The 12,951-nt window shown below is 46.5% G+C and carries 9 protein-coding genes and 1 pseudogene; 7 read left to right on the top strand and 3 right to left on the bottom strand.

Annotated elements, in window-relative coordinates; genetic code table 11:
- Nucleotides 1-210 precede the first annotated feature (210 nt).
- The 6 genes and pseudogenes from ACZ5KY_RS04955 to arsB all read left to right on the top strand — a co-directional run.
- Nucleotides 211-1,926: pseudogene (locus tag ACZ5KY_RS04955) on the top strand (flavocytochrome c); the annotation flags it as partial.
- Nucleotides 1,927-2,280: 354 nt separating this feature from the next.
- Nucleotides 2,281-3,570, top strand: a complete 1,290-nt coding sequence (locus ACZ5KY_RS04950) for an OprD family outer membrane porin (RefSeq protein ID WP_464242795.1) — start codon at nt 2,281-2,283, stop codon at nt 3,568-3,570.
- A gap of 209 nt (nt 3,571-3,779) precedes the next feature.
- Nucleotides 3,780-3,917 carry a hypothetical protein gene (locus ACZ5KY_RS04945; protein ID WP_464244676.1) on the top strand — a complete coding sequence of 46 codons (138 nt, stop codon included), beginning with the start codon at nt 3,780-3,782 and terminating at the stop codon, nt 3,915-3,917.
- Between the two features lie 311 nt (nt 3,918-4,228).
- Entirely contained in the window at nt 4,229-4,744 is a 516-nt protein-coding gene (locus ACZ5KY_RS04940; RefSeq protein WP_464242794.1) for a cytochrome P460 family protein, read from the top strand.
- Nucleotides 4,745-5,583: 839 nt separating this feature from the next.
- Nucleotides 5,584-5,727, top strand: a complete 144-nt coding sequence (locus ACZ5KY_RS04935) for a hypothetical protein (RefSeq protein WP_464242793.1) — start codon at nt 5,584-5,586, stop codon at nt 5,725-5,727.
- Nucleotides 5,728-5,742: 15 nt separating this feature from the next.
- Nucleotides 5,743-6,927 (top strand): ACR3 family arsenite efflux transporter, encoded by a 1,185-nt coding sequence (arsB, locus tag ACZ5KY_RS04930; RefSeq protein ID WP_464244632.1) that lies wholly within the window; start codon nt 5,743-5,745, stop codon nt 6,925-6,927.
- A 141-nt stretch (nt 6,928-7,068) separates the two neighbouring features.
- Here arsB and extI read toward each other — a convergent pair whose 3' ends face one another.
- The gene (gene extI, locus ACZ5KY_RS04925) at nt 7,069-8,247 is read right to left on the bottom strand and encodes a selenite/tellurite reduction operon porin ExtI (protein WP_464242792.1); all 1,179 of its coding nucleotides are present in this window, start codon (nt 8,245-8,247) and stop codon (nt 7,069-7,071) included.
- A gap of 44 nt (nt 8,248-8,291) precedes the next feature.
- Nucleotides 8,292-10,199, bottom strand: a complete 1,908-nt coding sequence (locus ACZ5KY_RS04920) for a sulfurtransferase (RefSeq protein ID WP_464242791.1) — start codon at nt 10,197-10,199, stop codon at nt 8,292-8,294.
- Between the two features lie 164 nt (nt 10,200-10,363).
- Here ACZ5KY_RS04920 and ACZ5KY_RS04915 point away from each other — a divergent pair, with 164 nt between their 5' ends.
- Nucleotides 10,364-11,287, top strand: a complete 924-nt coding sequence (locus ACZ5KY_RS04915) for a multiheme cytochrome-associated LysR family transcriptional regulator (protein ID WP_464242790.1) — start codon at nt 10,364-10,366, stop codon at nt 11,285-11,287.
- A gap of 289 nt (nt 11,288-11,576) precedes the next feature.
- Here the strand turns inward: ACZ5KY_RS04915 and ACZ5KY_RS04910 are convergent, their stop codons facing one another.
- The gene (locus ACZ5KY_RS04910; protein ID WP_464242789.1) at nt 11,577-12,767 is read right to left on the bottom strand and encodes an MFS transporter; all 1,191 of its coding nucleotides are present in this window, start codon (nt 12,765-12,767) and stop codon (nt 11,577-11,579) included.
- Nucleotides 12,768-12,951 lie beyond the last annotated feature (184 nt).

Genomic DNA, 12,951 nt, shown 5'->3' with positions numbered 1-12,951 from the left:
TTCTTTCTTTCCGAGCTAGGGACACGCTGTCAACTAAGCTCTCGCACAAGATTCAGTAAACGCACCACAAGACAAACTGAGGAGGCTAGTATGTATTCAAGAAAAAAAATATCATCACTATTGGGAGCAGGAATGTTGTTGACATTGTTGCTGAGTTGGGGTTGTAGCAATACATCCAGAACGACAGACACAGTAACTGACCAGCCACCAGCCAAACAAGAGGCGTTGGCTGATTTTCACGTTGCGAATGGGAGTTGTCAAAGCTGCCATGGTACAGCGGTTGGGCCAACAAATGATAATCTAACCCATGAAAATTCTCAGTGTATTAGCTGTCATGGCACCATGGATCAGATGGCGACTATTGAGCGTCAAGGGATTGTTTCACCGCACAAGTCTCACCTCATCGGCGATATCGCCTGCACAACCTGCCACAAGGGGCATCAGAAATCAGTAACGTACTGCGATGCTTGCCACAGTTTTAAATACGAACTACCGTTTGCCGGCAAATGGCAGCGAGAATTCGTCCCTGTCGATGCAGATAAAGCGGCCCAAGATATTGCCATCGCTGCTGGACCAAGAGAATCTACCGATGTTGTCATTATTGGTTCAGGTGGTGCCGGACTATCAGCTGCAGTTTCTGCACGCGATGCTGGTGTTAACGTCATTTTGTTAGAAAAAGAACCAATTCCTGGTGGCAACACTAAACTGGCAGCCGGTGGTATGAATGCGGCGGCAACCAAATCACAAGCGGCACTTGGCATTGAAGATCAAGAACAAATTATGATCGACGACACTATGAAGGGCGGCCGCGGCATCAACAATCCTGCACTGGTTAAGGTTCTCGCCCACAATTCACCTGCTTCAATCGACTGGTTAACCAGCCTCGGCGCAGATATGACCGATGTTGGTCGCATGGGCGGTGCAAGTGTTAACCGTAGCCACCGTCCAACGGGTGGTGCTGGCGTTGGCGCACATGTAGCACAGGTATTGTGGGATAACGCGGTCAAGCGTGGAACCGATATCCGTTTCAACAGCCGGGTTGTCAGAGTATTAAAAGATGATTCAGGCCAGGCTGCAGGAGTTTTGGTCAAGGGCGAGACGACTGGGTACTATGTAATCAAGGCTGATGCCGTGATCATGGCAACCGGCGGCTTTGCTAGAAACAACGAACGCGTTGCCAAGTATGATCCGAATCTGAAAGGATTTAAAGCGACCAACCATCCCGGCGCAACAGGCGATGGCCTCGATGTAGCAGCTCTCGCTGGTGCTGCAACTCGCGACCTTAAGTACATTCAAGCCCATCCCACGTATTCCCCAGTGGGTGGCGTGATGGTCACTGAAGCGGTACGTGGCAATGGTGCAATTTTGGTCAATCGAGACGGTCAGCGGTTTGTGAACGAAATTACCACTCGCGACAAGGCTTCGGCAGCGATATTGGCGCAAAAAGGTGCCAGTGCCTACCTTATTTTCGACCAATCGGTTCGTGACAGCCTAAAGAAAATCGAAGGTTATATCAACCTACAGATTGTCAATGAGGGGCAAACAGTTGCTGAACTCGCCGCCACGTTTGGTGCCCCAGCAGCTGAACTGGAGAAAACACTGAACACCTACAACGGTTTTGTCGTTGCTGGCACAGACTCCCAGCTTGATCGTCCTAACATGCCTCGGCAACTGAACAAAGCTCCGTTCTACGCCATTGAGGTAACCCCGGCGGTTCACCACACAATGGGTGGCGTGGTTATTGATACCAAAACACAGGTAAAAGGACAGGATGCAGAAAACATTGACGGACTTTTCGCCGCAGGTGAAGTCACCGGTGGCGTCCATGGCGCCAACCGTCTTGGTGGTAACGCAATTTCTGACATTGTCACCTTTGGCCGCATTGCCGGCAACCAAGCTGCTCAATATGTAAAGAAACACAAGTAATTTAGAAAACTACCACAGTTGATTTCCGACTTAACAAGGGCGAAGTGATGTTGTTGCTCCGCTCTTGTTAAGTCACATCGGAACCTCAACAGACATTCTTTTTATTTTAAAGCGCAATGCTGGGGCCAGCATGTTTAATCCGCCCCCCAGCCAATGAAGCGATCAAGCCAGAGGTGCAAACGTTATCCTTGCGATACCACAGCAAAGGAATGAACATTCTTTCGATATCGCTTTGGCACCCCAACAAAAAGAGTGACACGAGGAGGGAATTGTTGGCAAAGAAGTTTGCCATCGAATTCAGTCAACAAACTTAAAGTAGAAATCACCCAGCACATTCAGGAGGTATTAACTCACATGAAGAAATTTTATAACAGTTGTTTTGTTTCTTTAGTGTTTGCTCTAGTGGCAATCGCATTTACGTCAATCCCAGCGGCAGCCTTTGACGGAATCACAAATCAGGACCAGCTGTCCTTGAAACTTAGAACCATTTATTTTGACCGCGACTACGAAAAAGATTCATTAGACGATACTACCTTGGCACAAGGGGTAGAGCTTAACTATGAGTCCGGATTTATCGCTAACATCATCAGTTTCGGTGCATCAGCGTACATGGTTCAAGATATCAACTCAAGCGGCAGCGCAGGAAACAACATTATGCCTAAAGGCGATGACGATGGTGGCATCGACAGGCACCTTTCGAAAATCGGTCAACTATTTGTCAATTTCAATTTGGCTGATCAAGGCAATGTGAAAGTTGGTGCCCAGCGAATTAAGTACATGCTGGTCAGCAGTTCCGGAACGCGGGCAATCCCCAACACCTACCGTGGCATAACGGCTAATTACACGTTAGATAAGTTCAAGTTTTATGGCTATGCTTTCGACGAATGGAGCCGCCGCCATGACGATAAATGGGAAATCTTCACCACCGAACTCGGTGAAGAGATTGATACGGTATGGGGGGTTGGAACCAGCTACAAACATGGCGGATTTAAAGGTGATATTGAATACTTAACCGCTCAAGATTACTTAGCGAAACTTGGTTTACGCGGCAGTTACACCTGGAACCTGGACGGCAGCAAACTGAAGTTGTCAGGTGGCTATTTCGCGTCACAAGACGATGGCAGCCTGTTTAAGTCGGGTGCTGAAAAAGATATCGATGGCAATGACGACAATGATGGCTCGGCCTATTATGTTGACGTGGAGTGGAAAGTAAACATGTTCACTCTCGGGGCTGCGTACACGCAAGTTTTTGATGCATGGATTGAAGATAACTTTTCTGGCGATCATGGCACCAACCCCTTCCCAACCCGCCACCTGATTGGCCCAGACTTCACCAACGAAAATGAAAAAGTATGGCTGGCACGTGTCGGCTTTGACTTAAATCAATTTGTTCCCGGTCTCTCGACTAACATCAGTTACATAAGCGGCACTGGTGCTGAAAACTCACTGACCGGCAAGACGGGCGGTGAAGCGGATGAACACTTTTTCGTTATTGATACCAAGTGGAAAATTCCATACGTAAAAGGTTTGAGTTTCCGTTGGTATTACACCGAGTACAACTCGGATGAAGTTGGTACGGTTGCCGGCGTAAAAGGCGACGAAAAAGATCATCGTCTCTATTTGGACTATGTCGTCAAGTTCTAATTAAGATCAATAGCAATGGTTTTGGTGTTCCGAGGACAGTATCGCTAATTTAAATTATTATGGATGCTTCACGCCGTAATAAAGGAACACCTTGCCAAAGAACACAAAACGCCTGTACTCCAACACGGAGTGCAGGCGTTTTTTTATATTGCCGCCAAATAAACAGGTCAATCACCGCTGACCAGAAGCTTAAAAAGCTAGGGACAGCCATGACAAGTAAAATCAACAACAAAACCTTCCGCCGCGACGCATCTGAGGAGATGGCATCTACCTCCGAAGAACTTAATAGCCAAGCAGAACATTTACAACAGAGTATTGCTTTTTTCAGCATCACCTCGCGTACATAGTAAGTCTTCAATAAAAAACCTACGAATTAAACCAGAGGCACTGTCGGTTATGCCGTTGCCTCTGGTTTTACAGCACTATTTTTTTTAGAATACACGCATGCACTTACAACTTTAATCCTCCGGTAACCACCTTGTCACTCAATGTCACAACCTATCGTAGTCGTCATTGACAGGTCTCGTTTCCATGTTAGATTTAATCAATATGGTGCTGCTGCAGCACGTTAAGTGGTGACACCAATCTGAACGTCGGTCAGCTCTTTAATCTGGAGCTGATCGCTACGTCAAACATGATGCGCAATGGAGGCAAGCCGATGAAAAAAACCGTATTTTACCTTTTGCTCGTGCTGATTACAGGATTGGGAGTTACTGGGTGTAAAGCTGAGAAAGTGGTGCCACAGGTTTCTGGAGCAGATTACTATCAGTACATTACCCAGACGGATGATTACAAATCGTGGGCAATGTGGCCGGGAAAAAATGAATTATATCCAGGTACACAACCTCATGGTGCGTTTCTGACCACCTATGTCAATGGGATTGCCCTCAAGGCGATTGAACAACAGGCAGGCACACTACCTGATGGAGCCATTGTCGTTAAAGAGAATTTTTCGCCCGATAAAAAGTTAGCCGCCATTACGATCATGGTTAAAAAAAGCGGATATAATCCTGCGGCTGGTGACTATTTCTGGGTAAAATATGCTCCTGACGGCACAGTGTTAAAAGAGGGAGCACCTAATGGCTGCATTGGTTGCCATACCGCTGTAGCAGAAAACGATTGGTTGTTTACCGGTAATCTTCGTAAGGCCAAAAAGAGCGGATATGACTATTGATTGACGATTGAAGAAGCAAAGCGGATCGTGAATAAATGGCAGAAACAAGCCCACATTTATTTCACCGATACTTGAAGCCTTCTGCTAATTTGCAGAGGGCTTTTTTATTGGACTATTGAGCGGATAATGGCAGAAATTTCGCCACATACTTCAGCCAATAATTGTTACCATTACCTACTTAAATGTCCTGAATCAATCGACAGACGGCTGTTGCCGGTTACAGGAATAGTAAAAAGCCACCACCACCACAATACTGGTAAAAAAAGCAAAGAAACCACATGCCAACATGAGTGCATTACCCCAATTTGACCTATCACCCACCCAACCATTAACGGAAACAGCGCGGTAAATATCACATAAACCAGAAACATCCGTACCGACAACACCGTGGCACGGATATCTGACGTAGTGTGATCGTTGATGTAATTTTTCAAGATTGGAGTGGCCAAGCCGCGAACGCAGTAAAAGAGAAACATTAACGCAATGGTCAGAGAGGTAGGGGCGTAACCGAGTGGCTAATTCCTAGAGTATAGGCGAGAATTTGTATTGGAGTACAAATTCCAAGTTGAGAAGGTAATAAGTCAAATAGTCGGTATTTAGTTTTATCGTTGCGAGCAAACCTCTTTTGAAAACATTTAAGGTGTAGCATATCCACATATCGTAAGTATAATAATTATATGGCTTGATCTATTTTAATGGTGAGAGATTAACGACTGCTTTCATAGCTAAAAAACGTTCAATTTTGGTAAATTAAATGCCGAACACCACTTTAATATAGAGCGGGCCAAGCACACATGAGAAATAGTCAAACGCACGGTTGACTTGAACACCTCAAGAAGATGCCATCAAAGCGACTTTGCTGGATTGGTACGGTGGCCTATATCGGCGTCGACGCTCCACCGAAGATTGCCAAAGAACCGCATGAACAGGGCGCATCGCAACATGAGCAACGAGATACGCGAGGTTGTCGCAACACGCCCTGATTAAGGACAACAATGATGAGCAAGCACATTTATCCAGAAAATAACCGCCAGATGACCAGCCTGTTTGAACGCTACCTGACCATCTGGATTGGATTATGTATTATCGCCGGAATACTCCTCGGTAAAATTGCCCCTGATCTAGCCCAAACATTGGACGGCATGGCTATCCACGTCAATGGAGCGCCCGTCGTTTCCATCCCTATTGCCATCTGCCTCTTTTTTATGATGTATCCGATCATGGTTAAAATAGACTTTGCCACGGTTGTCAAAGCGGGCAAGAGCGGCAAACCTGTTTTTTTAACCCTGTTCATCAACTGGTGCATCAAACCGTTTACCATGTATGCGATTGCCTTGCTATTTTTGGGGTTTTTATTCAAGGGGTTGATTGGCATTGAGGCGATAGATGTCGTAAAGATGCCGTTCGGCCTTGATTTGCCGGTAGGATCGGAGCACGGAGTTGGAACGGTTGTGCTTCAGGACGGGATAAAAATGCTTCAGATCCCCTTATGGCGCAGTTATTTTGCGGGTTGCATTCTACTCGGTATCGCTCCCTGTACCGCCATGGTGCTGGTGTGGGGATATTTGGCGCGGGGCAATGATGGATTGACACTTGTCATGGTGGCGTTAAACTCTTTAACGATGCTCGTTCTCTACGGCGTTCTGGGCGGGTACCTGCTTGGAGTCGGCAGACTTCCGGTGCCATGGCAGGCATTGGTGCTCTCTGTTGCGATCTATGTGGCGCTACCGATGGTGGCGGGATACTGGTCACGCAAATGGATCATCGGTCATAAAGGGGAACAATGGTTCAAAGAAAAGTTTTTGCACCTACTGACACCAATCACCATCAGCGCACTGCTGTTGACTCTGATTCTGCTGTTCAGCTTTAAAGGTGAAACTATTCTGGCAAATCCGCTCACCATCCTCTGGATATCGATCCCGCTCTTTATCCAGACCGTTTTCATTTTTGGCCTAGGTTACGTCGCGGCAAAGGTGATGAAACTAAAGTATGAGGATGCTGCACCTGTCGCCTTGATCGGAGCTTCTAATCATTTCGAAGTGGCCATCGCCACTGCCGTTATGCTCTTCGGCCTCTCCTCTGGGGCGGCACTGGCGACCGTAGTCGGAGTATTGATCGAGGTTCCCTTGATGCTAATGCTCGTTGGTCTCTGCAAGCGCACTACCGGTTGGTTTGAAAATTAACAAAAAAACATGGCCCCCTGTCGAAACAGGGGGCCAGCACATATCACCCGCATCATCGCACTGTATAACCAGTTAGATGTGGAGGCAGGAAGAACGGCTAATCAGTAACGCATTGCCGGTGCATCAATCTGCACGCATCGCTTAGAAAATCACCTGAAGCTGAGCAGTAATGGTGGCGAAATCTTCGACCAATGCTGTTTCAGTGCCAAACTCGACAGCTGAATACTCAACAGTCAATTTCAAGTTCTGACCACGGAAGTAGTAGTTAACACCACCACCATACCAATCAACTTCTTGGTCGTAAACGCCGTCTAACTGAGCAAAAGACCAGTTTTCAGCACGAACAAAGAATTGTAATGGTGTATTTGGCATCATGTAGGCAAGCTTAGTGTAACCACCATTCTTCTCGCCGTTAAGGCCGATGACGTTATCATCAGGATCGATCCCTTTGTACGCATCATCCAAGTCATACTCAACATAAGCGGTAGAGAAGGTAAAGGTACCGATATCCTCGACTGGATACTCAGCAAAGAGGTCAACAGTCCACCCTTTGTAATCCACAGCATCAGACTTACCTGCGTAATCAGCATAAGCAACATCTTGCTCCATCTGATAGGCACCGCCAAGGGTGATCACTTTTTTCTTGCCCTGATACGTACCTTTGTAGCCATAGCCTTTTTCGCCATCTAACAAAGTAACGTGAGCACGTGCACCATAACGGAAGTTAGAATCAGGTGAAGAAACTGAATCGTTACGACCATTCATGGCATCGAGACGATACTGGAAGAGGCCATCAAAAAGGTTCCCCCAAAGAGTGACCCCTTTGTCGCGAGTTGCAACAAATGGCGCACGAATCATCAGTGAGCGATCCAAGGTCAATGGTGCTTCACACGCTTCGAGGTTTTCACGGGTAAAGTTATACTTATACTTACCTAAGCGAAACTGAAGGGCGTCGTTGAACTTGTAACGGATCTGAGCATCGATCACGCGGAAGTTACCATCGGCGCCATCATTAACAGAGAAGCTGTTGATGTTGTTATCTTCGTTGTACTCGGTTTGAAAATAAAGCCCTAAGCCGTTGTACGCAGCCATCAAAGCCACACGGTTACGACGAAAGCTAAACTCCGAAGTATCGGCATCACCCTGTGCGCCAGCACCAGTATCACGGTAGTCTAACTGAAATTGGCCTTTGTACTCCAGTTTCATCAAGCCTTCATCTTCAGGGCCGAATGTCCATGTTGGGCCAGCAAAAGCTGTTGATGCCATTAAAACCAAACCAGCAGCAGCAGTTGCCAGCACACCTATTTTAAGTTTGAACATATATATCTCCTTTATTTTATTACTTAATCAGTTAAGTCGTGCGATTAACAACCACCACCAGCAGGAACGAAGGCAGTAGGAGCATCACTGCCACTGGATGTTCCAGTACCCGGAACATAAGCTTCATCTTGGCTGCTGATTTCGTTGCCGTCGCCAGCGTAATCTGGGTAGGTCTTGAAGGAAGGCCAATCCGTTGCGCTGTTATAGGTGATGGTGCTGAAAAGGCTAGTAGGCGCAACGACTGAGCTATTTAAGCTTGCAGTCGGACGGAACATGACATGGTCAGAACGAGTGATGGTGTCCCAAGTGACATTACCGTCTAATCCACCACCAGCGACGATATCAGTGTTTATAACTGCACCAGTGCGGGTATCGACAAACTGATCTGAAGTTACATCGTACTCAAAATAATTATTCATTCCAGCAAACACTGGAACTTTAGGAGATCCTGCAGGGTAAGCAGGAAAAACGTTATAATCATCAGTCATGACGTATTTGGTTGTCGCTGGTTCAAAGGCTGTTAAGCTGGCCCATTCCTGCCAAGAGCCATCATACATAAGTACAGCGGAGAAACCGCAGACCTCTTTGAGAACATAGTAGTAAATTGCGGCTAAAGCCCCTGAGTTACAGTAGGTGATAATCGGCTTTGTACCGTCGATACCAGCTGTGGCAAACAATGGCAAAAGTTGTTCTTGAGTTTTGTAGCTACCGTCTGCATTGGTAAACGTTGGGATTGTGATGTTGAGAGTAGGGGTCTTGGTGATCTTAGCGCCTTTGATAGTTCCTTCAAAGGCTGCTGGCTTAGCACCCAAAGGAATAGCAATTGGACCTATTACAGGAGCGGCATTGATACCGAAATATAGACCGGCCAGATCAACTGGTGGATTTGCCATCTTAAATTCTTGGTTCAGGTAGTCAGCACCGAAAACAAATTCACTCAGAGTGATATGAGTTGTTCCGTTAGAAAAATCTTTTGTTGTCGCGTCGTAGCTATAACCATCGGCAACAGCTTCAAAGACCTCCGGGATACCATTGGCATTGCCATCTTTAAAGAATAAAGCGGCTGGCGGTTGACGAGCGTCAAGTACAATCACTTGATTGGGGTCAGTATCAGGCAGTACGGTTCGACCTGAATCGACCAACGAGATCAACTCACCAAGGCCAATACGCGTATCAAGAAAACGTTTCCCTAAATCGGTAGGACAGAATGTCGATGGGATGATGGTTGGTAAAGTCACACCGGTTTGCAACGTGCCACCCGCATTAACATACGCTTTATTGCCACCATTTAAGACCAACAGGTGGTCGCGAGCAATGCCCCAATAACGTAAAGTCCACCACAGGCGTGCTGGACAAAAGCCAGGATAATCGAGTCGCGACGTGGTGAAAACGAGGACATCATCTTTGGTAATACCAGAATCTTGGATCATCTGATCAATCAAGCTTCCAGTACCAACTTCATGATCCGCCAGAATTGGACCGTCATTGCGCGCGGTGACTTCATAGCCTTCATGTGAGACATTGATAATGGCTCCAGGAATATGACCGAGGTAACCAGCACCATTCAGCATATCGATCATTTTGTATTGCGGAGCAGTTGTTCCACCATACTGGGCCGCCATATTAACTTTAATCTTACCGACATCGCCGGCAAACCATGAATCCATATCAGAGTTAGGAAAGACTCCGGCCGGGTTTGGTACGCAGTCGATCACAACAACACGTTGACCACTTTCGGTCATCATACCATTTTCTACCCACGACTTAACTGTGGCAGCATCAATCGTCGTGCTGCCAGAAGCATCATTGGCGTAATACTCAGCTTGTGGATCACTATAACTGTCTGACGAACCACCAGAGCCAGTACCACAGCCACACAGCAATATCGCGCTCATCAAGCATGCACCTAACGCATACCAACTACTAAGGCTTTTCCTCGGTCTTACTTCCATCAATACCTCCACTGATTTGTTCGCAAAAATAGGGACTTCTAACTTTTAATCCTAAATAACCATTGCAAAGTACCGCGGGAAAACCTTATAAATAAAGTGAAACGAATTCATACTCACTATGCGCATCACGCATACCGTACGTATACAATAAGGAGTGATTCTAAATGGATCTTCTCAATCTCAAAACACTGATTGAAGTTGCCGCAATAGGAAACATCTCAAAAGCGGCATCAAAGCTGTGCGTCACCCAGTCGGCGGTGTCACGGCGGATTAAATCACTCGAAGATCACTGCGGAAAACAACTATTAGACCGAAGTGGGTCAAAACTCACCTTGACCGAAAATGGTCGTGTGGTCCTAGAAAAAGCGCAGCGCATGCTGGCCATGGAAAAGGAACTGCTCAGCAGTCTTAAAGATGTGGAAGAGAAAGACAGTTTTTCTTTTGGCTGCACTCCGGCTTTTGCCATTGCTCATCTTCCCAATATCATGAAAGATTTCATGCTGCAAAGTGGCCATGTTTCAGGTTTGGAATTTATGTTTGATATTCCCGAAGCGATTCTTGAGGGATTGAAGAGAGACAACTTCGATTTAGCGATCATCGAGCACTGTCAGTGTCTGGATCTTTCTGAATTTATCACTGAGGAGTTGCCTGGCGATGACATTGTTTTTATTAGCTCACCCAAGCTGGGGCTACCAACAGGGAAAATCAGCATTGATGACCTCACCAGCCTAACCCTGTATGGCCGTCAGGAAGGATGCTGCTCGCGAATTTTTCTCGACAAAAATCTGTCGTTTATTGGCAGGGATTTTTCTGAATTTAAACGTTTCATTGTCTACGACGACATCCACTTAATTATCAACGCTGTTATTAACGGCGATGGCATCGCCTTTATCTCTTCGGACGTTATCGCTGAGCAACTAAGATCAGGTCAACTCCAAAAGAATACGGTGCAAGGGTTTCAGCACGCCAGGCAGCGCACCTTGGTACAAACCAACCCTAACGCCACCAAGGAAGCACTCCTCATGTTTCGCCAAGGGATTTCGGCATATTTTGACTGTTTAAACACTGGGGCAAGTTCGTGTGAATAACCTATAGATAATCAAAAAGATGGTTTAGCCCGCCGGGTTGGTGAGTTAGCCGGGAAACACTCTGCCGTTGGCGGGCGGTGCGAATCACGGCATCACCCGCCAATCATATGGAGAGGAAAAGACAAATAATGCTCCACCTAGCCAGCCGTATTGTCGTTTACATTATGAATGCAAGCCCCGCTACTGTCTTTTGTGTTTATTCTTAAACGCACAATCACGAGATAAATCAAACCAAGGTCCGCCACGAGGATGCTGCTAACTCGGTAAACTTCCCAGTTTCCACACGACCCTACTCAGCCTCTGCCCCTTGTGCCCTCTGTACACAGTAAAATACAACCACCGCAATACTTGTAAAAAAAGCAAAAATAGTCCCCGCCAATATCAACGCATTACCCCAATTCGATAGCTCTCCCACCCAACCCATTAACGGAAACAGCGCGGCAAATATCACATAAACCAGAAACATCCGTACCGACAACACCGTGGCACGGATATCTGACGTAGTGTGATCGTTGATGTAATTTTTCAAGATTGGAGTGGCCAAGCCACGAACGCAGTAAAAGAGAAACAGTAGCGCAATGGCCAGATAGGTAGGGGCGTAACCGAGGCCAATAAAGCTTAACGAGACCACGAAACCAATGATTGCCATAAAAACCAAACGATTGATTTTACGTTCCAAGCGATAGGCATAAGCCGAGAACAGTGCCGCGCTCAGATTTAGGGCGCTCCAGAACAATCCTAACTCGAGTGCTGAGGATTGCACGGTTTCGTTATACCAATACGGGATTGATTTCGCCATGGTGTAGGTTCCGCCACCAATCAATGATGAAAAGCCAACCAGCAACAGCAGCTTGCCATCCAACAACAATGACTTTTTCAACGCTGGCAGCAAGTTTGCCGAACGACCTTGGGCCGACAACTCCCCTTGCGGTTCAACTAAGGTCAACGCAGCAGGCACAGCGATAAGCGCAACGACGGCTTGAGCAATAAAGGGGTAGCGTAAACTCATCACGGCAAGCAATCCACCTAACGGCGCACCGATGGTTTCCATTAAACTACCAAAGGCGATCACTCGCCCTTCGTATCGAGAGTACTCCCCCGCTTTTTTCATCGACATCAGAGTCTCATAAAGCATGGCTGAGTCCGAGCCAGAGATCAGGCTTTGGCCTAAGCCAAGAGTAACCAGTGCCAACAAAAAACCAACAAAGCTGAAGGAAAGTGAATAGATGACATAACCCAAAGCGCCTAGCATAGAACCAATTACCAACGTCCTCTTGCGGCCAATGGCATCAGCAAGATAGCCAGAGGGGATTTCAAAAACGATAATCGACATGGCATGGATCGCTGCCAACAAACCATAGCTGGCTTTATCAATACCGTTGTCCCCCATGAATAAAGGAAGATAAGGGGTGGTCAACATCAACCAGCGTGCCGTTTTAATCAGATAGATCTTAGTGATATTATGTTCAATTTTATTCATTTAGGCAGGCAATCTAATGCAGGGACAAAGAGTTATGGTATTCAGTTCGCTTAGGTTGACGATGTAGATTAAATTAAAACTTCGAGCTAGAGGCCTTTAGACGACTTCACCTTCTGTCATAATTTTCTTTAAACTTAAAATTTATTGATAATCGAGTGAAGATTCAATGCTATCATTCCACTGA

Source organism: Desulfuromonas svalbardensis, from assembly GCF_055389415.1.
This window is presented reverse-complemented; position numbering and strand designations above follow the sequence as displayed.

Bases quoted from the DNA above. Each gene is read 5' to 3' on its own strand.
- ACZ5KY_RS04950 (WP_464242795.1), top strand. From the start codon at position 2,281: ATGAAGAAATTTTATAACAGTTGTTTTGTTTCTTTAGTGTTTGCTCTA.
- ACZ5KY_RS04945 (WP_464244676.1), top strand. From the start codon at position 3,780: ATGACAAGTAAAATCAACAACAAAACCTTCCGCCGCGACGCATCTGAG.
- ACZ5KY_RS04940 (WP_464242794.1), top strand. From the start codon at position 4,229: ATGAAAAAAACCGTATTTTACCTTTTGCTCGTGCTGATTACAGGATTG.
- ACZ5KY_RS04935 (WP_464242793.1), top strand. From the start codon at position 5,584: ATGCCATCAAAGCGACTTTGCTGGATTGGTACGGTGGCCTATATCGGC.
- arsB (WP_464244632.1), top strand. From the start codon at position 5,743: ATGAGCAAGCACATTTATCCAGAAAATAACCGCCAGATGACCAGCCTG.
- extI (WP_464242792.1), bottom strand. From the start codon at position 8,247: ATGTTCAAACTTAAAATAGGTGTGCTGGCAACTGCTGCTGCTGGTTTG.
- ACZ5KY_RS04920 (WP_464242791.1), bottom strand. From the start codon at position 10,199: ATGGAAGTAAGACCGAGGAAAAGCCTTAGTAGTTGGTATGCGTTAGGT.
- ACZ5KY_RS04915 (WP_464242790.1), top strand. From the start codon at position 10,364: ATGGATCTTCTCAATCTCAAAACACTGATTGAAGTTGCCGCAATAGGA.
- ACZ5KY_RS04910 (WP_464242789.1), bottom strand. From the start codon at position 12,767: ATGAATAAAATTGAACATAATATCACTAAGATCTATCTGATTAAAACG.